23 protein-coding genes are annotated in these 21,214 nt (G+C 37.0%); 2 read left to right on the plus strand and 21 right to left on the minus strand.

Annotated elements, in window-relative coordinates; all coding sequences use genetic code 11:
• Nucleotides 1-5: 5 nt before the first annotated feature.
• From AC0ONG_RS16170 to AC0ONG_RS16180, 3 genes are all read right to left on the minus strand, one after another.
• Entirely contained in the window at nucleotides 6-938 is a 933-nt protein-coding gene (locus AC0ONG_RS16170) for a nucleoside hydrolase (RefSeq protein ID WP_000756467.1), read from the minus strand.
• A gap of 122 nt (nucleotides 939-1,060) precedes the next feature.
• Nucleotides 1,061-2,494 (minus strand): sodium/pantothenate symporter, encoded by a 1,434-nt coding sequence (gene panF / locus AC0ONG_RS16175; protein WP_001104822.1) that lies wholly within the window; start codon nucleotides 2,492-2,494, stop codon nucleotides 1,061-1,063.
• A gap of 3 nt (nucleotides 2,495-2,497) precedes the next feature.
• The gene (locus AC0ONG_RS16180; RefSeq protein WP_000656241.1) at nucleotides 2,498-2,776 is read right to left on the minus strand and encodes a YhdT family protein; all 279 of its coding nucleotides are present in this window, start codon (nucleotides 2,774-2,776) and stop codon (nucleotides 2,498-2,500) included.
• Between the two features lie 273 nt (nucleotides 2,777-3,049).
• Here AC0ONG_RS16180 and dhaS point away from each other — a divergent pair, with 273 nt between their 5' ends.
• A complete protein-coding gene (dhaS, locus tag AC0ONG_RS16185; protein ID WP_136996768.1) occupies nucleotides 3,050-4,534 on the plus strand; it encodes an aldehyde dehydrogenase DhaS in 1,485 nt (494 codons plus the stop codon).
• 50 nt (nucleotides 4,535-4,584) lie between these two features.
• On the opposite strand, the gene fabG is transcribed toward dhaS, so the two are convergent.
• Nucleotides 4,585-5,325: a 3-oxoacyl-ACP reductase FabG gene (gene fabG, locus AC0ONG_RS16190; protein ID WP_000395038.1), complete on the minus strand. Its 741-nt coding sequence runs from the start codon at nucleotides 5,323-5,325 to the stop codon at nucleotides 4,585-4,587.
• A 132-nt stretch (nucleotides 5,326-5,457) separates the two neighbouring features.
• Here fabG and AC0ONG_RS16195 point away from each other — a divergent pair, with 132 nt between their 5' ends.
• Nucleotides 5,458-5,607: a YfhD family protein gene (locus AC0ONG_RS16195; RefSeq protein ID WP_001035815.1), complete on the plus strand. Its 150-nt coding sequence runs from the start codon at nucleotides 5,458-5,460 to the stop codon at nucleotides 5,605-5,607.
• A 73-nt stretch (nucleotides 5,608-5,680) separates the two neighbouring features.
• Here the strand turns inward: AC0ONG_RS16195 and AC0ONG_RS16200 are convergent, their stop codons facing one another.
• The 17 genes from AC0ONG_RS16200 to fdhF form a co-directional block, all read right to left on the minus strand.
• Nucleotides 5,681-7,534, minus strand: a complete 1,854-nt coding sequence (locus AC0ONG_RS16200) for a terpene cyclase/mutase family protein (protein WP_000928149.1) — start codon at nucleotides 7,532-7,534, stop codon at nucleotides 5,681-5,683.
• A gap of 99 nt (nucleotides 7,535-7,633) precedes the next feature.
• Nucleotides 7,634-8,059, minus strand: a complete 426-nt coding sequence (locus AC0ONG_RS16205; RefSeq protein ID WP_000447819.1) for a divergent PAP2 family protein — start codon at nucleotides 8,057-8,059, stop codon at nucleotides 7,634-7,636.
• 79 nt (nucleotides 8,060-8,138) lie between these two features.
• Nucleotides 8,139-9,080: an EamA family transporter RarD gene (rarD, locus tag AC0ONG_RS16210; protein WP_000535543.1), complete on the minus strand. Its 942-nt coding sequence runs from the start codon at nucleotides 9,078-9,080 to the stop codon at nucleotides 8,139-8,141.
• 92 nt (nucleotides 9,081-9,172) lie between these two features.
• Nucleotides 9,173-9,421, minus strand: a complete 249-nt coding sequence (locus AC0ONG_RS16215; RefSeq protein WP_000871349.1) for a DUF1294 domain-containing protein — start codon at nucleotides 9,419-9,421, stop codon at nucleotides 9,173-9,175.
• A gap of 182 nt (nucleotides 9,422-9,603) precedes the next feature.
• Nucleotides 9,604-10,002 carry a hypothetical protein gene (locus AC0ONG_RS16220; protein ID WP_001056280.1) on the minus strand — a complete coding sequence of 133 codons (399 nt, stop codon included), beginning with the start codon at nucleotides 10,000-10,002 and terminating at the stop codon, nucleotides 9,604-9,606.
• 42 nt (nucleotides 10,003-10,044) lie between these two features.
• Nucleotides 10,045-10,269 carry a hypothetical protein gene (locus AC0ONG_RS16225; RefSeq protein WP_000752380.1) on the minus strand — a complete coding sequence of 75 codons (225 nt, stop codon included), beginning with the start codon at nucleotides 10,267-10,269 and terminating at the stop codon, nucleotides 10,045-10,047.
• Between the two features lie 15 nt (nucleotides 10,270-10,284).
• Nucleotides 10,285-11,334: a P-loop NTPase gene (locus AC0ONG_RS16230; RefSeq protein ID WP_000957495.1), complete on the minus strand. Its 1,050-nt coding sequence runs from the start codon at nucleotides 11,332-11,334 to the stop codon at nucleotides 10,285-10,287.
• Between the two features lie 72 nt (nucleotides 11,335-11,406).
• A complete protein-coding gene (gene moaD / locus AC0ONG_RS16235; protein ID WP_000628473.1) occupies nucleotides 11,407-11,643 on the minus strand; it encodes a molybdopterin converting factor subunit 1 in 237 nt (78 codons plus the stop codon).
• 4 nt (nucleotides 11,644-11,647) lie between these two features.
• Nucleotides 11,648-12,112 carry a molybdopterin synthase catalytic subunit MoaE gene (moaE, locus tag AC0ONG_RS16240; protein ID WP_000531883.1) on the minus strand — a complete coding sequence of 155 codons (465 nt, stop codon included), beginning with the start codon at nucleotides 12,110-12,112 and terminating at the stop codon, nucleotides 11,648-11,650.
• A complete protein-coding gene (locus tag AC0ONG_RS16245; protein ID WP_000442187.1) occupies nucleotides 12,093-13,400 on the minus strand; it encodes a molybdopterin molybdotransferase MoeA in 1,308 nt (435 codons plus the stop codon). Before AC0ONG_RS16245 ends, moaE begins: the two co-directional genes overlap by 20 nt.
• 17 nt (nucleotides 13,401-13,417) lie before the next feature.
• Nucleotides 13,418-14,434: a molybdopterin-synthase adenylyltransferase MoeB gene (locus AC0ONG_RS16250; RefSeq protein WP_000785263.1), complete on the minus strand. Its 1,017-nt coding sequence runs from the start codon at nucleotides 14,432-14,434 to the stop codon at nucleotides 13,418-13,420.
• 24 nt (nucleotides 14,435-14,458) lie between these two features.
• On the minus strand, nucleotides 14,459-15,238 hold the full coding sequence (locus AC0ONG_RS16255) for a formate channel (RefSeq protein WP_000863998.1): 780 nt from the start codon (nucleotides 15,236-15,238) through the stop codon (nucleotides 14,459-14,461).
• A 191-nt stretch (nucleotides 15,239-15,429) separates the two neighbouring features.
• Nucleotides 15,430-16,446 (minus strand): GTP 3',8-cyclase MoaA, encoded by a 1,017-nt coding sequence (gene moaA / locus AC0ONG_RS16260; protein ID WP_000844115.1) that lies wholly within the window; start codon nucleotides 16,444-16,446, stop codon nucleotides 15,430-15,432.
• Between the two features lie 16 nt (nucleotides 16,447-16,462).
• Complete coding sequence (gene fdhD, locus AC0ONG_RS16265; RefSeq protein WP_000802662.1) at nucleotides 16,463-17,260, minus strand: formate dehydrogenase accessory sulfurtransferase FdhD; 798 nt, start codon at nucleotides 17,258-17,260, stop codon at nucleotides 16,463-16,465.
• Nucleotides 17,261-17,276: 16 nt separating this feature from the next.
• The gene (locus AC0ONG_RS16270) at nucleotides 17,277-17,621 is read right to left on the minus strand and encodes a Na-translocating system protein MpsC family protein (RefSeq protein WP_000039580.1); all 345 of its coding nucleotides are present in this window, start codon (nucleotides 17,619-17,621) and stop codon (nucleotides 17,277-17,279) included.
• A gap of 115 nt (nucleotides 17,622-17,736) precedes the next feature.
• Nucleotides 17,737-18,219: a helical membrane plugin domain-containing protein gene (locus tag AC0ONG_RS16275; RefSeq protein ID WP_000729897.1), complete on the minus strand. Its 483-nt coding sequence runs from the start codon at nucleotides 18,217-18,219 to the stop codon at nucleotides 17,737-17,739.
• A 12-nt stretch (nucleotides 18,220-18,231) separates the two neighbouring features.
• On the minus strand, nucleotides 18,232-21,171 hold the full coding sequence (fdhF, locus tag AC0ONG_RS16280; protein WP_136996771.1) for a formate dehydrogenase subunit alpha: 2,940 nt from the start codon (nucleotides 21,169-21,171) through the stop codon (nucleotides 18,232-18,234).
• Nucleotides 21,172-21,214 lie beyond the last annotated feature (43 nt).

Raw genomic sequence — 21,214 nt, forward strand, 5'->3', positions numbered from 1 at the left:
TATGTCTACGTCATGATTTTCACAAAATCCTCAAGAAATTTTTTATAATGTAATGACCAACCAATTCGCACCCAATTTTTCAAGGCTTTTGCATCAGGTTGAGGACGGAAATCTGCAATACTTTCTCCTTTTGCAATTCCAGCTGTATCTACATCGACACGACGATATACATAATCTAAAAGGGATGGATTTGCCGCAACCATCATTGTAACGACGTCATGCACTGGACTTCCTTTTATTTTCGGATTTAACTTTCTATAAGCTTTATAATAATACGTAAATATCGGCTCGATTAACTTATTAAAACTCGTTTTAGAGTGTTTCGTAATATATTTTACCATTTCCGGTGTAATAATTGCTTCCGATGTAACGTTAAGTGGTACTAATGTCACATTTTTGGCATTTTGCATGACTAATTGTGACGCAATGGGATCACCATGAAAATTCGCCTCTGCGACTGGTGTTACATTGCCAGGCATTAAAAAAGCACCGCCCATTATATAATATTCTTTCACATACTTCATCATCGGCTTTTCTAAAATAAATGCTGTCGCTAACGTTGTTGATCTACCAGCATCGACTATTATTAATTCTCCTTTATATTTTTCAAGAAGATCAAAAAATGTACAAAAAGACTTTATATTTGGTGAAAAAGTTTTTGGAGGTTTAATTGGTCCTAAACCGTCTGCCCCATGAATTTCTGGATAATACGTCGTAACATCTCCGGATAAAGGGATTTTTGCACCATTAATAACAGGTATATCTTCCCGTCCTGCCATTTGCAGCAAATATGCGGCATTACTTGTCGCCTTTTCTTGTGTTACATTTCCATATCCCGTTACTACACCAACAATATCAATATCAGGATGCAACAATCCATACATAATTGCTAAAGAGTCATCAATTCCTGGGTCTCCTAAAAATAATACTTTTTTCATCGACCTCAACTCCATCCCCTCAATTGTTATTAATTTATGAATAACAATTGGTATACAGAATAAAAAAGAACAATTTCATACGAAAAAACGCAGTCCTATAAGGACTACGTTCTTCAGCTAACCTATACTGTTTTTTTTACAGCACTCATACTTCCAATAACATAAGCGATAAACGCAAAACAAATTGGGAAGACAACTGTATGTATACCGAACGGATTTGGATAGAAAAGATGAATACACATATATGAACCTACTCCAACGAAAATGGAAGCAAGCGCTCCTGTAGCATTTCCTTTCCTCCAATATAACCCTAATACGATTGGCCAAATGAATGCTGCTTCTAATCCACCGAAAGAAAATAAATTTAGCCATATTAAAAAATCTGGTGGTTTAATCGCCGCTGCATAAACGAGTAGTCCTACAATACCAGTAATCCACAAACTTCCTTTTTTTATCGTACTGTCTGCTGCATCTTTCTTTATGTAATTTACGTATATATCTTTAATAATTGACGAGCTTACAAGTAATAATAAAGAGTTTACTGTAGACATAATCGCTGCCATTGGTGCGGCTAAGAAAACTCCAGCTAACCACGGTGGCAACACTTCCATCGCAAGTAGCGGCATTACTTTATCTGGTACCGTTATACCTGGAAGTACTACTCTTGCAAATACACCTGTTAAATGCATACCGATCATAATTGTACCAACGACAACTGTTCCAATTATTAAAGCTTGGTGCATAGCTTTTGAATTTTTATAAGACATGGCACGCACGCTAATTTGCGGTAAACCTACAACGCCAATTCCAATTAAAATCCAAAATGATGTAACATATGATTTCGTTAAACTGCCATCTGCTCCGAATGGTGTAATTAAATTTGGATTAATTTGAACAAGTTCCTGCATAATCTTTTCAATTCCACCACCAGCAATGACAGTAGCAATTAAAATGATTGTCGTTCCAACTAACATAATGATTCCTAATAATGTATCTGATAGCGCGACTGCACGAAATCCACCAATTAATACGTACACAAGTACAGAAAAAGTAAATAAAAATAGTGCTGTTGTATACGATAGACCCGTTAGTGACTCAATTAATCGTCCACCGCCGACCCACTGGGCTACTGTCGCCGAAAATAAAAAGATAATAATACATAACGCAGAGAGTATAACAACTGCTTTATTATTGTATCTCCCTTTTAAATAATCGATAAGAGTAATTGCTTCCATCTTCCTAGCGATAATTGCAAACTTTTTACCGATAACCGTTAAAACGATATACCCTGTTACAACTTGAATCGCAGATAACAGTACCCATCCAAGCCCCATATTGTAAGCAATACCAGGGCCACCAATAAAGCTACTTGCACTACCGTACGTAGCAATCATTGTCATCGCTAATAATAAACCGCCTAGCTCACGCCCACCTAGAAAATATTCTTGTAAAAATTTATTATGAGCAGTTGCTTGCACGCGTCTTGAAGCATATACACCAATTAAAAATACAACGATAAACGAAATTATCATTGGAATGATTACATACCAATTCATCTATTATTCCTCACTTTTTTCTTCCTCATCGAGTGAAATATCTTGAAATACAAAACGAACAACTAAACTAAGTAAAATAACCATAACGATAAATCCAACGATACAGCTATAAAAAAACCATGCGGGAAAACCGAATACATATGTATATTCACTCGGATTTTTACTACCAAGCCCATAAGCGAATCCGTACCATATTATAAAATTAATAATAGCAAGTCCAAGACCAATTAACGCTTCTCTATGGGCTATTCGAAAGCGTGGATCATCATGATAATCTTTCATTTTTCCCCCTCCTCTCACGATGTATTATTGTACCATTGTTCTTCTAGTTTTTCCTACTAGAAAGCAAAAACAAGCAGGATTTTTTACAATCATATAGAAGGTTCTGTTACATTACATATTTTTTACAATTGTAACACAAATGAAATTTGAATTTTCAGTATTTATTAATTATGATTTTAATTAGAGGCTTTCCATCTAGTTTCCACATCCTTGATTTCGGAATAAGCGCCGTCTCGTACTGCGTTTACATTATATTTTCAAGGGGGTTATACAATGAGTCAACTAGCTGTAAATCTTCATGAAAAGGTAGAAAATTTTCTTCAAGGTACAAAAAAGTTATATGTGAATGGATCTTTCATTAAAAGCGCTTCCGGAAAAACATTTAAAACACCTAACCCAGCAACTGGTGAAACACTTGCCGTCGTTTCTGAAGCTGGTCGTGAAGATATTCATAAAGCTGTAGTCGCAGCTCGTATGGCTTTTGACGAAGGTCCTTGGTCTCGTATGAGCACTGCTGAGCGAAGCCGTCTCATGTACAAGTTAGCTGATTTAATGGAAGAACATAAAGAAGAGCTTGCACAGCTCGAAACATTAGATAACGGAAAGCCAATCCGTGAAACAATGGCAGCAGACATACCACTTGCAATTGAGCATATGCGCTATTACGCTGGCTGGGCTACGAAAATCGTTGGTCAAACAATTCCTGTTTCCGGTGATTACTTTAACTATACACGCCATGAAGCTGTTGGTGTCGTTGGTCAAATTATCCCTTGGAACTTCCCGCTTCTTATGGCAATGTGGAAAATGGGAGCAGCGCTTGCTACAGGATGTACAATCGTTTTAAAACCTGCAGAACAAACTCCACTATCTGCTCTATACTTAGCTGAATTAATTGAAGAAGCTGGATTCCCGAAAGGTGTTATTAATATCGTACCTGGATTCGGTGAATCAGCTGGACAAGCTCTCGTTAATCATCCACTCGTTGATAAAATTGCATTTACCGGTTCTACTCCTGTCGGTAAACAAATTATGCGACAAGCATCCGAATCATTAAAACGCGTTACACTTGAGTTAGGCGGTAAATCACCAAATATCATCTTGCCAGATGCTGATTTATCTCGCGCGATTCCTGGTGCACTTTCTGGTGTTATGTTTAACCAAGGACAAGTATGCTCTGCTGGATCACGCTTATTTGTTCCGAAGAAAATGTATGATAATGTCATGGCTGATCTCGTCCTTTATTCTAAAAAATTAAATCAAGGCGCTGGTCTAAGTCCAGAAACTACAATCGGTCCTCTCGTTTCCGAAGAACAACAAAAACGTGTAATGGGCTTCATTGAAAAAGGGATTGAAGAAGGCGCTGAAGTACTTTGCGGAGGAAATAATCCATTCGATCAAGGCTACTTCGTTTCTCCTACAGTATTCGCTGACGTAAATGACGAAATGACGATCGCAAAAGAAGAAATTTTCGGTCCAGTTATTTCTGCAATACCGTTTAACGATATTGATGAAGTAATTGAACGTGCGAATAAATCTCAATTTGGCTTAGCTGCTGGTGTATGGACAGAAAATGTTAAAACTGCACACTATGTTGCAAGTAAAGTACGTGCAGGTACAGTATGGGTAAACTGTTATAACGTCTTTGATGCAGCATCTCCATTTGGAGGATTTAAACAATCTGGTCTCGGCCGTGAAATGGGATCTTACGCATTAAATAACTATACAGAAGTGAAGAGCGTTTGGCTTAACTTAAATTAATGAGAAAGAACCTGACTTACCTGGTCAGGTTCTTTTCATTATGTATTCCTTTAAACTTGCAGTCCTCCGCTCACATTTAATACTTCACCTGTAATATAAGATGCGTATTCTGATGCTAAAAAGGCTGCTGCGTTCGCAATATCTTCTGGCGTTCCAATTCTACCAACTGGAATAGCGCCCACCATCTTTTCTTTCACTTTATCTGGTATCGTTTTTGTCATATCTGTATCCATAAACCCCGGACAAATCGCATTACAAGTAATACCGAAACTTCCAACTTCTTTCGCTGCTGTTTTTGTTAATCCTACAACTCCTGCCTTTGTAGCCGCATAATTTGCTTGACCTATGTTTCCTTCTCTACTAATTGAAGATATGTTAATAATGCGTCCATACCCTTGTTGTCTCATGTAAAGAAGCGCTGGTTGCATACAATAAAAAACTCCAGTTAAGTTCACTTGTAATACTTGTTCCCAAGCAGACTTCTCCATTTTATGTAACATTGCGTCTCTTGTAATTCCAGCATTATTCACCAAAATATGTAATGTACCAAATTTTTGAACCGCATATTCAATTAACGACTTTGCTTCATTTTGATTACTCACATCACATCGATATGAGCACACTTCATATCCTTCATCTGATAACTCACGTGTCGTCTTTTGTAGATTCTCTTCATTTACATCGCTAATTAATACTTTCGCCCCTAGTTTTGCATAAACCCTTGCAATCTCTTTTCCAATTCCCTGTGCAGCTCCTGTTACAACAGCTGTTTTCCCATTTAAAAACTCCATTCCTATCCCCCACTTCTATTACTTATACTGTATATTTCGGCTTTTTGCTTTCCAATTCCTCTTTGTATAAAAAAGTCTATTTGTGTCAAACTAACTTTGCAACGTCGCATAAACGCAAGGAGATTGTGTCGAATGAACAAAAAGAATTTCAAACAAAGCAAAGCAACTGATGGCATTGATGTTGAGTTCTCTCGCGAACTCGCTGACCACAATGACTTAGAAGCAAACGCACGTGCAAATGCCGCTGATGCACGTCAAAAACGCCAGTCAACCGAAAAATAAGGTACATCACAACCTTATTCTTTTCAAAAGGGACCTACTACCCAACAAAATAAACCGAGAGACATCTCTCGGTTTATTTTCTATATTTTTTTGTATAATGAGCCAAAGTAAGCAACGGATATATATGAGCATAACTATGATAACGAATATAAAACCCACCTGGTAAACCTGTTCCAGTAGGATATTTTTCATTTACATAAGGGTTGGAGAGCAAATATGAAATACCTTTTCGAATGATTGGTGTTTCTTTTTCATAGTAAGAAATGAGAGCATCTAACGCCCATGCCGTTTGTGATGGTGTACTAAACGGCAAAGTAACAAATCTTTTTTCCACACTACTTTGGCAAGATTCTCCCCAGCCACCATCTTCATGCTGTATATGTTCAAGCCATAAAGCTGCTCGTTTTAATGATGGATCGCTAGATGGTATTCCTAGTGACCGTAAACCAGTCAACACTGCCCATGTACCATATATATAACAAATTCCCCATTTCCCATACCATGATCCATTTTCCTCTTGTACATTCATTAACCAATTTATCGCACTTTGTTTTTGTTTCTCGGGCAATTCATTTTGCGCATATGTCCCAAAAAACTCTAGCACTCTTCCTGTAATATCTGGTGTAGAAGGATCTGTAATCATATCACTTGCATTTTCGATTGGTAAATTTGCTAATATACGGCTCGTTACCCCTTTTTCAAAAGCTCCCCAACCACCATCATTATTTTGCAATCCTTTAACCCAATTAACCGCTCTCTTCCAAGCATTATCTACATTTTCGTCCCCTCTACTTCGCGCCAGTGCTCTTAACACAGCAGTTGTATCATCAATATCTGGAATCATCGTATTCACATCCGAAAAGCCCCAACCACCTGGGAATAGATTCGGTGCATGTACACTCCAATCTACTTTCTTCGTTTGCTGTTTTCTTAGTAAATACGCTGATGCATTTTGAATCACTTTACTTGCTTTCGGAACTTGAGCTTCTTGCAAAGCATAACTGAGTAAAGCTGTATCCCATACAGTTGACGGAGAGTTTTGCAAATGGCTCCCTCTCTCCATCTTCCATATATAAGATGCGATTCCCGTTATAGCCTTCTGAATAATTGGCGATTGAATAGAATGCCCTAATGCAAGTAAAGCATAAATCATATAAAACGAGGCAGTTGCGTAACTATATAATGTTCCATTTTCATCAATACGCTCTTTCATAAAACGTTCTACTTCCTCATATCCTTTATGATGCAAAGAAAGTGGATACGTTATAATTTTCTTCACCTCACTTAATAACGTTTGAAAAACTGGAGACCGATCCTCCCGAAACCATTCTCCGCCCCCGCCTGCAATGTGATTTAAATTTGGCAATAACTTTTTCCCTACTCGAAATCTTTTATTTAAACACAACATCATCGGAATTAAATGGATACGTGCTGAGCTACTCAATTCAAATATACTGAGGGGGGAATCGTTCTGCAGAAACATTATTGGTGTTGGCAAATGAAAGAGAGAAGGATATTCATATTCTCCATGAATCGCTAATAAAAACTTCGTCATAAAATGAGCACGCGCCACCCCCCCGCGCTCATTTATAAACATTTCCGCTCGCTTCATATTCGCATCTTCTTTTGTATATTTTTCCGATGCAAGTAAGGCAGCATAAGATTGAATTGTAGCAGATAAATTACCACCCACTTCATCTTCATACAATTTCCATGTTCCTTCATTTGTTTGGAGTGATGCTAATCTTTTTACAAACGGTTCTATCTCTTTATCTCTACCTAATAATTTTAATAAAAAAATCATATGACAATCTGTTAGTGGCGCTCCTTCAAAACAAAACCGCCACGTACCATCTTGCCGTTGCATCGTTTGAAGTGCAGTTGTTCTTCTCGCTATTTCTTCATGCACTTTTTCATATAATAACAAGTTACTCACCCACCCTTTCGAAATCCGTATAACGATATTCAAAAAGGTAGCTGAATATGTATGAAAACAAAGAAAAGCAGAACATATAAAATGTTCTGCTCATAAACAATATCCTACTCCGACAATAATCCCTAATAAAGCACCGACTACTACTTCATACGGTGTATGCCCAACAAGTTCATTTAACTTCTTATATTCTGTTTCTCTACCGTGAAAAAAGTCATTCAATATTTTTGCTTGTTTACTTACTGCAAGCCTTACTCCTGAAGCATCATACATAACAATAATGGCAAAAATAGCAGCAACCGCAAACATCGAGCTTTCCACACCTTCCACAACTCCAACTCCTGTAGCAAGCGCTGTAACTGTTGAAGCATGAGAACTTGGCATCCCACCTGAAGCAAAAAACTTTGCAAAATCAAATTCACCCGTTTTAACTAATTTAAAGACTACTTTCGTTAATTGTGCTAAAAACCATGAAATTACAGCTGCCATAAGCGGATCATTATGTAAAATTGTTTCCATGTTCTCAGCTCCTTACTGACTATAATGGAAATTCTATATAATATAAGTATAAAGAAAAATGCGTAGAAAATACTACGCATTATGATACTTTTGCTGATTTATTTTTTATAAATTTCGGTTGTTTCTGCACTAAAAACTTTGTTTTCGCTACCGAGAATACAAATAAAGCAACCCATATACAGAAAAATGCAATCATATGTGTAGATGTGAAATGTTCACCAAATACAAATACACCTAAAATTAAGCTAATTGTTGGCGCAATATATTGTAAAAATCCCACCATATAAAGCGGAATAAGTTGTGCTCCTTTTGCAAAATAAAATAGTGGTAATGCTGTTACAATACCTGCTCCTATTAAAAGTAACGTTGATAACATTGAAATAGATCCAAATGAGCCGAAACCATGTGCTCCTGTCATAACAAGATAAATGATCGCAAACGGCGTCACTAACATGGTTTCCATCGTAAGTCCAATTGTAGCATCATAGTTTAATAGTTTTTTCGTTAATCCGTATAATCCAAATGAAAAGGCAAGTGAAAGAGAAACCCACGGAATAGATCCGAAACGTACTGTTAAAATGACAACCCCTACTCCTGCTAAACCAACTGCAACATATTGCCAAAAGTTTAACTTTTCCTTTAAAACGACTGTACCAAGTAAAATACTAATAAGCGGATTAATATAATAGCCAAGACTCGCTTCAATAACATGATTATGATTAACGGCCCATATGTAAACAAACCAGTTTCCGCTAATCAAGACTGAAGCTATTGTTAATGACATTAATAATTTAGGTCGTTTAAAAAGATTCACAAATTCCCCAATAAACTGGCGAAACCTCTTCGTAACACCTAATACAAGTAACATAAAAACAAATGCCCAAACGATGCGGTGCACTAATATTTCATCTGCTGGAACTTCCTCAACCCATTTCCAATAAATCGGTAGAATTCCCCACATCGTGTAAGCACCAGCCGCATATAGTATCCCTTTTTTTTGCTCTGCTGATTGACTCCCCATCTTCCTTTTTCTCCTCTTCTCATTTTTTCTCCATTATACGGTCTCACATGCTCACTTTACCAATAATCAATCTGCATTTCTTTCGACATTTCTCATACAACGAATAATAAACATACCGTTATTACAACAAGTAACGGTATGCCGAAAACAAATTTCTTTTTATGAGTTTTATGATGAAACATATACATGCCGATCCAAGCTCCAACTGCTCCTCCAGCTGCCGCCGATAAAAACAACGTACTTTCTGGCGTTCTCCACTGTTTCTTCTTTGCTTTTCGTTTATCAAGCCCCATAAGGCTAAAAGCTATAACGTTAATAATAAGAAAATAAATCCATTTCATCGCTTTCTCTCCTTATGAAAAATTCGATTAATAGTAACACGAAAAAACGACGGAAACAACTGAAGAACTCTTTTTATCCAACTAGTTTCATTCCTTTTTCTTAATTAATTGCCTTCATATTTATATAACCAACTAAAATCGCAATTAAAGCATTTAAATAGAAAAACGTTATGAGCAGAATCTTATATTTCATTACATTCACCCACTACCATATCATCAAAAAAATTGCTCTCAATCACTTTCTCATCAAAATGAAGAACTACAATTAGCCCTACATATAAAGAAACAAAATTTAGAAACCATTCCCCATTCTCATCTTTCTTAGCTAAGCATTTAAATATCTCTTGAAATTGCATACGCTCGTCTGCAGCAACAACCGGACGCACACCAAAATATTTCAATACGAGATTCAGCTTCAGCTGCACGGATAATGATAAAATATATTTTAATAACTCCGTATCCTCTGCACAATCTTTTTGACTATACAACTTCACAAGCTTTTGATGTAAAGTAGAAATCGATAATTCTTCGTCAGTCACTTTAGTTGCTTCTACCATTTCAATCATCTTTTTCATATTCATTACATTCACCCCTTCTGAAAAAATTCTAAAGCCAAAGAGTACTTAATTCAAAATGTACAATAATTGTGCGTTTCTCGTCTCTCGTTCTTCCTCACTGACTAAATCATACTTTTTTAGGAGGTGAAAAACATCATTTAATAATTTCTGTGAATGAATACCTTGCAAAAAACTCTTTAACTCTTTAAAGATCCCTTCAGGTAAAAAACTCTTTTGACTTTCAAGCTTATTCATCACATCTTCAATAGAATGATCAATGTTACATGCCATATTAAACTTCCCCCTCTATCCTCTATAAATAATATCCTCAGCTAACGATGTAAACACTTCTCCTACAAGAGAGTCTTCATCATATACAGATGAACCGTTATTTTCTTCTCGTTTTGCAAAAGGTATTTTCGCGATCACTTCTGTTTGCAATTGTTCTGCAAGCATTTCGCCGCCACCTTTTCCGAAGAGATAGTTTTTCGATCCATCTTGCTCTTCATAATAAGCCATATTTTCTACAATCCCTAAAATCTCGTGTTTCGTATGCTTTGCCATAACTCCTACTCTAGATGCTACGAACGAAGCTACATTGTGTGGTGTTGTAACGATAATTTCTTGCGCCTGCGGGATCATTGCTGCAACATCAATAGCAACATCTCCTGTACCAGGTGGTAAATCAAGAAGTAAATAATCTAATTCTCCCCAGTGCGTATTCGCAAGGAAATTTTGAATCCATTTATTTAACATCGGTCCGCGCCACATAACCGGGTTATTTCCTTCCGTAAAAAATCCCATCGACATAATTTTAACACCGTGACTAACGACCGGAATTGCTGTTTGATCAATCATCGTTGGTTTCTTATTCGTTTCCATCATAGCTGGAATACTAAAACCATATATGTCTGCATCTAATATCCCCACTTTTTTGCCCATACGAGCTAGTGCAGTTGCAAGATTAATTGTCACCGTTGATTTTCCAACTCCACCTTTTCCACTCGTTACAGTAATAAACCGTACTCCTGAATCAAGGCGAAGCATGCTCGGCATACCAGTTTCTGTTCTACTATTTTTCTTTAACTTCTCTGTTAAAGCTGCACGTTCTTCTTGTGTCATAGAACCAAATGTTACATCCACTTTAGAGGCACCAATTGCGTGAAGTGATTCTTCAATATCTTGTTGAATTTTTGCTTTTAACGGACAACCTTGTATTGTTAGTACTACTTCAAGTTTAACCTCTGTTCCGTTCATTTGTATATTTCTAACCATATTTAATTCTACAACACTTTTGTGTAACTCTGGATCCTCTACATGTTTTAATGCATTTATTATTTGTTCTTGAGTAAGCATAGAACTCATCCCTTCTCTTATTCTAATTTATATACAACATCTTCTTGGCGCTTCATCTGTTGAAAAAGCTTATTACCCTCCGCTAACGGGCGGGATTAATGCGACTATATCTCCTACTTTTATCATCTCTTCATTCGTTACAAACTCTTCATTAATTGCAACCATTACTGTATCCAAGGATTGCAAATGATAACTATCTTTCAACCATTCTTTTAATTGCCCAACAGTCATTTCTTGTTTTTCTGAAATTATTAATTGATCCAATCCGACTTCCTCACGCAAATTTGCAAACAATAAAATTGTAATCATTTTCTCATTCTTCCTTCTTTGGTTTTCCTTCTGGATATGGTGTGTTTTCAAGTTGATCTCCAACCCACATCGTTCCATCTTCCCGAAATTCTTTTTTCCAAATTGGAACGATTCGTTTTATACGTTCAATCGCGTACTCATTCGCTTCATAAGCTACTTTACGATGCGGTGATGAAACTGCAATGACTACCGCAATATCCATGATTTCTAGCCGCCCTACACGGTGCGTAATTGCTACTTTTGCATCCGGCCATCTTTCACTAATTTCTTCACCAATTCTCATAAGTTGTTTTACTGCCATCGGTTTATATGCTTCATACTCTAAATGTAGCGTTCGTTTTCCTTTTGTAAGTTCTCTCACGGTACCAATAAATGTTGTAATCGCACCCGCTTCCCTTCTTGCGACTTTATTCGTTACTTCTTCAACTAAAATCGGATTATCTACAATCTCAAATAACACTTGTCCCATTAGAACCACCTCTCACTTTATGAAATGTCCAAGGCCATTCACTACCTTCGTTATCTTCTAATAAAAGAACATCGACAAACATATCTTTTTTATATCCTCTTGTCCCGCCCGGCAATACGATAAACACGTTTGATTCTGCCAATGAGGAAACTGAGCTAGATTTATCAAAACCTGATGGATAAGCTATTAATTTCCCCTCATCATATTGCAATTTCGCTCGTACAAATCTTGTAAATGGATTCGGTTTTAGAAAATCTTCTCCTAATAACGCTTTTTCTCTTTTTAAATGTACTTTTTCACTAAACATATACGCCCGAATACACGGTCTTACGAATAATTCAAACCCTACATAACAAGCTGATGGATTTCCTGATAAACCAAATAATAACTTGCCATTTAATTGTGCTACAGTCGTAACACTCCCTGGCCGCATTGCAACTTTATTGAAAAGAACAGAGGCACCTAACTTTTCGTAAATAGCTGGTAAATAATCGTAATCTCCTACTGATACACCGCCCGTTGTAATTAACATATCCACTTGCCCAAGCGCTTCTTTCACAGCTGTAAAACATGTATTAAAATCATCACTAAACTTCCCAAAATATTTTACTCTGCCGCCTGCTCTTCGAATTTGAGACAATATCATATACGTATTACTATTTCGGATTTTCCCTGGCTGTAATGAATCATCGACATCAAGCAATTCACTCCCAGTCGCTAACAGTCCAATTACAGGCTTTCTCGCAACTGGCACTTCACTATAACCGAATGTAGCAAGAAGAGCTGAAATACCTGGATTAATGTACGATCCTTTCTTTGCAAGAACCGTTCCTTTACGAGCATCTTCACCTTGAAAAGAAATATTGTCGCCCTTTTTGAATGATCGCTTCACTTCCATATAATTGTTGCCATTCTTCTCATATTGACGAGTCAGCTCTAACATAACAACCGCATCACACCCATTCGGAATTTGTGCTCCCGTCATAATTCGAACTGCTTGAAACGGACCTACTTTCTCATGGAATAGCGATCCTGCACCAATTTCACCCACTACTTCAAATACAATTGGCGTTTCATAACTTGCTAAATTAGTATCTTCTGCTCGAATAGCAAATCCGTCATACGGCGAACGATTAAATGACGGTACATCATGGTCAGCTATTAAATCCTCTGCTAATATACGTCCATAAGCTAATTCAATTGGTAATAGCTCCTTTAAGCCTTTATCAGCAAATCCCATCACTTTACGAACAGCTTCTTCAACCGTAATTGGCACTCTTCTTTCCATTGTTGACACCCTCTCTATTAACCGAATACGCGATAATATAGTTGTTTCGCTTTCGAAATATCATTTGTACCATGAATAAAAACACGACCATCTCGAAAAACAACCACGCGGTAATCATCGAATTGGCAAGATAGTAAATACGGATTCCGATCTACTTTCCCCAGTTTTTGTAATACTTTTTCTATATCATCAAAATTGTATTTCCTATTGTCTACTGTTCTAATTTGAACTGTATTTCTTCCGCATAAAACAGCTGCTTTCGTTTGATTTTCGTATGATAAATAAGGATAAGTTCGATTCAAACCGCATGAGAGACAAGCGTCTGTTTTTATTTTCCCTAATTTTATAAAATGATTTTGATTACTCCATATATCAAACATGAAAAATGTTTTTCTAATTGCTGAGAAATCTTCCACTAAAATTTTGAGTGCTTCTGCCAATTGATATGCTGCGACGATTTGAACAGTCGGGCTAATAATTCCAGCGGTATCACATGTCACACCTGTAACAGGAATATTTTTCAGCATACAATGTAAACACGGTGTCTCTTGCGGAATAATTGTATAACTCATACCATACGATCCAACGCAAGAACCATATACCCAAGGAATATTATGTTTTTGTGATAAATCATTTATTACAAATCGAATATCAAAATTATCTGTTGCATCAATGATTACATCTACATTTTTTAATAGACCTTCCATATTTTCTGAAGTTGCATCCATTACGAAAGCATGTATTTGTACTTCCGAATTAATTTGTTCTAACCGATTTTTTGCAGCAATTGCTTTCGGCATTTTCTCTCTCGCATCTTGTTCAGAGTACAATTGTTGCCTTTGTAAATTACTCCATTCAACGTAGTCACGATCAATAATCGTCAACTTGCCAACACCTGCACGTACGAAACTTTCGGCACTTGCACTTCCTAATGCGCCTGCCCCTACAATTAACACATGTTTATTTCGAATTTTTTCTTGTCCTTTACTCCCAATTGGTTTGAACAACTGTTGTCGTGAATACCGATCAGCCATTACATACCCTTCCTCTCAAGAACTCTATTTCATATTAGAATGTTGTTTCTGATAACAAGCAAAGTAAGCAAAACCAACAAACCCAGCTCCTCCAATTACATTTCCGATAAAAACAGGAACAAAATTTTTAGCCAAATCCATCCACGTTAGATGACCAGCAAAAATAACAGCGGAAATGACAAACATATTTGCTACTACTTGCTGAAATCCAATCACTACAAATGCCATAATTGGAATCCAAATTCCGATGATTTTTCCGACAAAATCACTCGTCCCGTAAGCGAGCCAAAGAGCAAGACAAACGAGCCAATTACAACCAATTGCTAAAATTAAAGTTCTTCCAAATGATTCATGTAACTTCCCTTCCGCTATCGCTACTGTTTTATTTAAATACTCTCCCTCTGTTAATCCGCCAAGATGTCCAAAGCAATACGCAACGAAAATTGCCCCAATAAAATTCATGAGAGTAATCCAAACCCAGTTATTCAGTACACTTATCAATGTAATTTTCTTTGCATAAAGCGCCATAGACAGTGACATCATATTTCCCGTAATTAATTCTCCTCCTGCTAATACTACGAGCATAAGTCCAACAGGAAATACCGCTCCTCCTAAAACATTCACTAGACTCCCCCAGCGCTCAGGTAAATTCCCTAAAACTCGAATGTTAAGTAAAAAACCTATCGCAATAAACGCTCCTCCTAAAAAACCGAGAATAAGCATCGCTGGCAATGTCTGTCTTACTTTTTGAACACCGGCCTCAATGACAAGCTCAGCAATTTGTTCCGGCTTATGAAATGCCATTACCCATTCCTCCATTTTCTCCAAATAAAAAAGCAGCTTCAAAAAACCTCCTCAAAATAAAGGTTTTTGAATGCTGCTTAATTTCTCTGCACATCTTTTACAGAGATATCAATCATCACTTTTACTATAAAATAGAAAATCCACAACTCTTGTAAATTCCCCATTTTTCACTATGACGCTAGCTTTATATATTAACCACCGATATGTGACATTTCAATTTTAGGTATTGTATTCTTATTTTTATGATTTAAGCGTTCATCTGAATAACGATCTTCCCTATTATTCCATATATCGCGTACTACATCTGTAATGTCCTCATCTGTATGTTCAGAACGAAGCAATTCTCTTAAATCATTTCCTTTAGAAGCAAATAAGCAAGTATATAATTTTCCTTCTGCAGAAATACGAGCTCTCGTACATGATGAGCAAAAAGAATCTGTTACCGATGAAATAATACCTATTTCCTCGTCGCTTCCTATATAACGATACCTAGTAGCCACTTCACCAGAATAATTTGCTTCTATCCGTTCTAACGGCATAACTTGATGAATCGTATCTACTATTTCTTGTTTAGAGACGACCTCTTTTAAATCCCAACCATTATAATTTCCAACGTCCATATACTCAATAAAACGAAGAATATGCTTGTTTTCCTTAAAGTATTGCGCCATCTGCAAAATGTCCTGTTCGTTTTTTCCCTTTTGAACGACCATGTTTATTTTAATTTTCATTCCAACTTCAGCTGCAGCCTGTATTCCTTCCAGAACCCTTTGCACTTTGCTCCTATTACCATTTAAATAGAAAAACCGCTCTTCTTCTAAGGAATCTAAGCTAACTGTTACACGTGATAGTCCCGCCTTATATAAATCAGGAGCAAATTTTTTAAGTAACGATCCATTGGTTGTTAAACCGATATCTTCTACACCATCTATTTTATGAAGCCGCTCAATAAGCTTTGGAAGCCCTCTTCTAAGTAACGGTTCTCCGCCTGTAATCCGTAATTTTCTCACACCTAAAGAAACGAAAATACGTGTTATCCTTTCAATTTCATCAAAAGATAAAATTTTGTCATTAGACAAAAACGAGTAATCAGGACCAAATATTTCTTCTGGCATACAATATCGACAGCGAAAATTACAGCGATCAGTAACTGAAATACGTAAATCCTTTAACGGACGTTGCAACTTGTCTAATGTAACTGATTTCATCTTCATTGCCTCACTTTTATTTTATATTTAAAACACGCTCTGGATGGGTATACACATTTAAGGAGTGATTACGAATAAATCCTATTGTCGTAATACCTAAATCTTCCGCTAGTTGCAAAGCTAACTCAGTTGGAGCTGATTTTGATAGTATAATTTCACAACCGATTTTTGCAACTTTCAATAATATTTCCGAAGAAATACGACCACTAAAAACAATGATTTTATCTTTTATAGAAATATCGTTTTTTAAACAATAACCGTAAATTTTGTCTAGTGCATTATGCCTACCAATATCCATTCGGCTTAAAATAATACCATTCACATCACATAAAGCTGCATTATGAACCCCGCCAGTATGATGAAACGTATCCGCAGATTGCTGCATTTCTTTCATTAACCGAAAACAATCATCGGCAGCAACCTGTACATGGACACCCTTCATCTTTTTTGCACTTAGTGCATCATTTGCAAAAACAAATCCTTGCCTACTCATACCACAACAAGACGTAATATATCGTTTATTTTGCATTTGTTCATAATACGGATTTACTTTTGTCGTTGTTACATGTACAAATCCTTCTTTCTCCTGCACCCATACACTATCAATATCTTCATACTTTCGAATGATTCCTTCAGATGCTAAGAAGCCTATTACCATATCTTCTATATATTCTGGAGTACTAACCATTGTAACAAACTCCTGTCCGTTCATTTTAATGGTGACAGGAAACTCTGTTACAATGCTGTCCTCTATATGCTTAAATACCTCTTGTTCATAACGAAAGATTTCTCTTTCTACCTGTATCGGTTTCACGATCAGTATCCTTCTCTCACGTTATATTTTTATCAAAAACAAATACCGAAACTGCAATATCTTCTTCTACTTTCATATCTGAAAACAAATTCACTAATTTCGCGCCAACAAGTTCCTCCAAATGTTCACGGGAATTCGCAGCATACACTTCTTGAATCATTTTTGTTCTAGCCAGATGAACCATTTCCGCACCGTCCATCGTACTTGAAATAAATTTTTCAGTAGGTGTTAAGTTTCCATAAAGAGTCGCTATAGCCATATTTTCTGCAAAAACAGTATGAATTCGTTCCGGTCCTTTTCCGAAAAGTTCCTTTCGAAGTTTTCGGATCATATCATTAAATTCATGTACTTTTTTTGACATACAATTATACCTCCCAAAAGCCTCATTTTACTTTATTATATATTTTACCAAAATGAGCCTTCCGCCCAAACTATTTCGTACAAATATTTGGGCGAAAAGGTTCACTTCATGAAGTTTATTCGTCTTTTAACCCTTTCCCCATACCTTTTAAGAAATGAAGCCCAAACCCGATCGCACGGTTAATATCTGGGTCTTTCAATACTTTCATAAGATCGAATACCCCTACTTTTTTATTACTTTCTAGATGTTCATTACCTTCTTCTAGCCCGACTAATAAACTACCTATAAGCTTTTTCGTAAGTTCTGGGTCAAGTTCAGTTAACGCACCTGCAGCGCCCATCATATTATTAATTAAATTTGTAACAGGCTCACGAGTTACTTGACCTAGAACAATCTTCGCAATTGGTTCTTTCGCTTTTAGCATAGAATTTGCAGCTTCTAGCATTCCAATGTCATTTAATTCCCCTACTATATTAAACATCTGATTTAGAGCTTCTTCATTATTAGTTAGAAGCTCTTTTAAATCATCTAACTTTTGCTGTTTTATTTCTTCCTCAGTTAATTCTTGTTTTTGAATCATTTTTATAGGTGCAGCCATAGTTTTCTCCTCCTACTTATCCGTTAAATGCACATACCCTGTACGTGCCCACTTACGATGTACCTCAATTCCAGCTTGAGGGTGACGTTTTTTATTGCGTGGGTTCGCTTTTGGCATCGGATTTTCGCCATCAACTTCTAACACTTCCATACGTACTTTCGTTTGTTTATACGCAGGTGTATTCGTACGTACATCCACAGCAGGACCTGTTAAGAAATTAATTGCCGTTTCGTTATCTGTAGAGTTCATCGGTAAATATAACTCATTCGCTTTTACACGATCTGTAACGAGTGCACGTAATTTTAATGCTCCAAAAGGAGAGACAAGACGAACTAACGAACCTGTTTTTACGCCACGTTCTTTTGCAAGGTCTGGAGAGATTTCAACGAAAACACCAGGTACTTTCGTTTGAATACCTGTTGATTTATTTGTCATATTCCCTTCATGGAAATGCTCAAGCATACGACCGTTGTTAATGTGAAGGTCAAACTCGGCTGGAAATTCAGCTGGACGTACCCAGTCAGCAATCGCAAAACGAGCTTTTTTATCTGGGAAGTTAAATCCATCTTGGAACAGAAGTGGTGTATTCGTTCCATCAAAACTTCCCCAATGGAAACTGTTCCATCCTTCAAGCACTTCATAGTTCGCTTGCGAGAACAATGGTGATAAACTTGCCATTTCAGCAAAGATTTCACTTGGGTGGCTATAATTCCAGTTTGCACCTAGTTTATTCGCAACTTCCTGGACGATCCACCAGTCTGGTTTCGCATCTCCTAGCGTAGGAAGAACTTGATATAATCTTTGGACACGGCGCTCTGTATTTGTGAAAGTACCTTCTTTCTCAAGAGATGGCGCTGCTGGTAATACAACATCTGCATATTGAGCAGTTTTAGAAAGGAAAACATCTTGCACAACGAAGAAATCAAGGCTCGTTAACACTTCATGTACATGATTTGCATTAGAATCTACAAGAGCCATATCTTCTCCGACAAGATACATTGCTTTCATTTTTCCTTCGTCAATTGCGTGAAGCATTTCAATATTATTAAGACCTGGTTCACTATCAATTTTCACTCCGTAAGCAGTTTCAAATTTCGCACGTTCCATTTCGTTAGTAACGTGCTGATATCCTGGAAGCCATCCTGGTAAAGTACCCATATCACAAGCACCTTGTACGTTATTGTGACCTCGAAGTGGGTATGCACCTGCTCCTGGACGACGATAGTTCCCTGTTGCAAGAAGTAAGTTTGAAATCGCAGCGGAAGTATCAGAGCCACCTGTATTTTGCGTTACTCCCATCCCCCAAAGGATACATGTACCATCTGCATCACGAATCATTTCAGCCATTTGAATAAGTGTTTCTTTTGAAATACCAGTCATTTCTTCTCCATATTCAAGTGTATATTCTTTCAGGCTCTCTTTGAAATCTTCAAAGAAGTTTACATTCTCATTAATAAATTCTTGATCATGCCAACCTTGATCAATCATATATTTCGTAACAGCCATTAACCATACTTGATCTGTTCCTTGTTTTGGACTAATAAGGACATCTGATCGCTCTGCCATTTCTGTTTTACGAAGATCAGCTACAATTAACTTTTGTCCGTGTAATTTATGTGCACGTTTAATACGTGTAGCTAAAACAGGATGACCTTCTGTCGGATTACATCCTACAATAATAACAAGACCAGATTGCGCAATATCTTTAATCGTTCCTGCATCACCACCCATACCAATTGTACGGAACAAACCATCCGTTGCTGGTGATTGGCAATAACGTGAGCAGTTATCAATATTATTCGTTTCAAATACTTGTCGGGCTAGTTTTTGAATAACGTAATTGTCTTCATTCGTAATTTTAGATGAAGAAATAAATCCGATAGAACCTTTACCGTACTCTTCTTTAATAGTACCTAATTTATTTGCAACTACATTCAGTGCTTCTTCCCATGTAGATTCAACAAACGTTCCATTTTTACGAATTAAAGGTTTTGTAATTCGTTCTTTAGAATTTACGAAATCCCAACCAAATTTCCCTTTTACACAAGTGGAAATTGCGTTAACTGGTGCATCTGAAGATGGCTGTACTTTAAGGATTTTACGCCCCTTCGTCCACACTTCAAACGAACAACCTACACCACAAAATGTACATACTGTTTTCGTTTTCTTCGTACGAGTATCACGCATGGCCGCTTCCACTTCTGATACCGCAAAAATACCGCTATATCCAGGCTCAACTTCTTTAATTAAATCTACCATCGGTTCAAGAATATCTGGTTTTAATCCCGTCATAAATCCAGCTTCACCGAGCATCGTTTTCTCCATTAAAGCGTTACAAGGGCAAATCGTTACACATTGACCACAGCTAACGCATGAAGAATCATTAATATTTACTCCTTCATCCCAAATAACTCGTGGGCGTTCCGCTTCCCAGTCTATCGATAACGTTTCATTTACTTGTAAGTTTTGACACACCTCAACGCATTGACCGCATGCAATACATTGATTAGGGTCATAGCGATAAAACGGATGCGTCATATCAACTTCACTTACATCTACTTTCGGTTCATAAGGATATTTTTGATGTTCAATTTCCATTAATTCTGCTGTATTATGCAGTTTACAGTTCCCATTGTTGTTGTCACATACTGTACAGTATAATAAATGATTTTCTAGTAACCGATCCATCGCCTCTGTTTGTGCTTCTTTTGCGCGAACAGAAGCACGCTCAACGTTCATACCTTCCGTTGCTATCGTCGAACAAGAACGCATTAACTTTCCGTCAACTTCTACAATACAAGTGTCACATGTTTGAATAGGATCTACTTCCGGCACGTAACAAATTTGCGGATGTTCAATCCCGTTCTCATTAATAACACCCAATATCGTTGAACCAGGCTCCGCTGTATACTTTTTTCCGTCAATTGTAATATGAACCATGTTGTCATTCATGGTCTTTCCCCCTTTTTGAGAATAAAAAAAACTCCACCACGAA

The sequence above is a fragment of the Bacillus sp. TCT6 genome (genome assembly GCF_056033845.1).

What these genes read in the sequence shown, in the direction of transcription:
- AC0ONG_RS16170 (WP_000756467.1), bottom strand. Translation starts at nt 938, where the DNA reads ATGAAAAAAGTATTATTTTTAGGAGACCCAGGAATTGATGACTCTTTA.
- panF (WP_001104822.1), bottom strand. Translation starts at nt 2,494, where the DNA reads ATGAATTGGTATGTAATCATTCCAATGATAATTTCGTTTATCGTTGTA.
- AC0ONG_RS16180 (WP_000656241.1), bottom strand. Translation starts at nt 2,776, where the DNA reads ATGAAAGATTATCATGATGATCCACGCTTTCGAATAGCCCATAGAGAA.
- dhaS (WP_136996768.1), top strand. Translation starts at nt 3,050, where the DNA reads ATGAGTCAACTAGCTGTAAATCTTCATGAAAAGGTAGAAAATTTTCTT.
- fabG (WP_000395038.1), bottom strand. Translation starts at nt 5,325, where the DNA reads ATGGAGTTTTTAAATGGGAAAACAGCTGTTGTAACAGGAGCTGCACAG.
- AC0ONG_RS16195 (WP_001035815.1), top strand. Translation starts at nt 5,458, where the DNA reads ATGAACAAAAAGAATTTCAAACAAAGCAAAGCAACTGATGGCATTGAT.
- AC0ONG_RS16205 (WP_000447819.1), bottom strand. Translation starts at nt 8,059, where the DNA reads ATGGAAACAATTTTACATAATGATCCGCTTATGGCAGCTGTAATTTCA.
- rarD (WP_000535543.1), bottom strand. Translation starts at nt 9,080, where the DNA reads ATGGGGAGTCAATCAGCAGAGCAAAAAAAAGGGATACTATATGCGGCT.
- AC0ONG_RS16215 (WP_000871349.1), bottom strand. Translation starts at nt 9,421, where the DNA reads ATGAAATGGATTTATTTTCTTATTATTAACGTTATAGCTTTTAGCCTT.
- AC0ONG_RS16220 (WP_001056280.1), bottom strand. Translation starts at nt 10,002, where the DNA reads ATGAATATGAAAAAGATGATTGAAATGGTAGAAGCAACTAAAGTGACT.
- AC0ONG_RS16225 (WP_000752380.1), bottom strand. Translation starts at nt 10,269, where the DNA reads ATGGCATGTAACATTGATCATTCTATTGAAGATGTGATGAATAAGCTT.
- AC0ONG_RS16230 (WP_000957495.1), bottom strand. Translation starts at nt 11,334, where the DNA reads ATGCTTACTCAAGAACAAATAATAAATGCATTAAAACATGTAGAGGAT.
- moaD (WP_000628473.1), bottom strand. Translation starts at nt 11,643, where the DNA reads ATGATTACAATTTTATTGTTTGCAAATTTGCGTGAGGAAGTCGGATTG.
- moaE (WP_000531883.1), bottom strand. Translation starts at nt 12,112, where the DNA reads ATGGGACAAGTGTTATTTGAGATTGTAGATAATCCGATTTTAGTTGAA.
- AC0ONG_RS16245 (WP_000442187.1), bottom strand. Translation starts at nt 13,400, where the DNA reads ATGGAAAGAAGAGTGCCAATTACGGTTGAAGAAGCTGTTCGTAAAGTG.
- AC0ONG_RS16250 (WP_000785263.1), bottom strand. Translation starts at nt 14,434, where the DNA reads ATGGCTGATCGGTATTCACGACAACAGTTGTTCAAACCAATTGGGAGT.
- AC0ONG_RS16255 (WP_000863998.1), bottom strand. Translation starts at nt 15,238, where the DNA reads ATGGCATTTCATAAGCCGGAACAAATTGCTGAGCTTGTCATTGAGGCC.
- moaA (WP_000844115.1), bottom strand. Translation starts at nt 16,446, where the DNA reads ATGAAATCAGTTACATTAGACAAGTTGCAACGTCCGTTAAAGGATTTA.
- AC0ONG_RS16270 (WP_000039580.1), bottom strand. Translation starts at nt 17,621, where the DNA reads ATGTCAAAAAAAGTACATGAATTTAATGATATGATCCGAAAACTTCGA.
- AC0ONG_RS16275 (WP_000729897.1), bottom strand. Translation starts at nt 18,219, where the DNA reads ATGGCTGCACCTATAAAAATGATTCAAAAACAAGAATTAACTGAGGAA.
- fdhF (WP_136996771.1), bottom strand. Translation starts at nt 21,171, where the DNA reads ATGAATGACAACATGGTTCATATTACAATTGACGGAAAAAAGTATACA.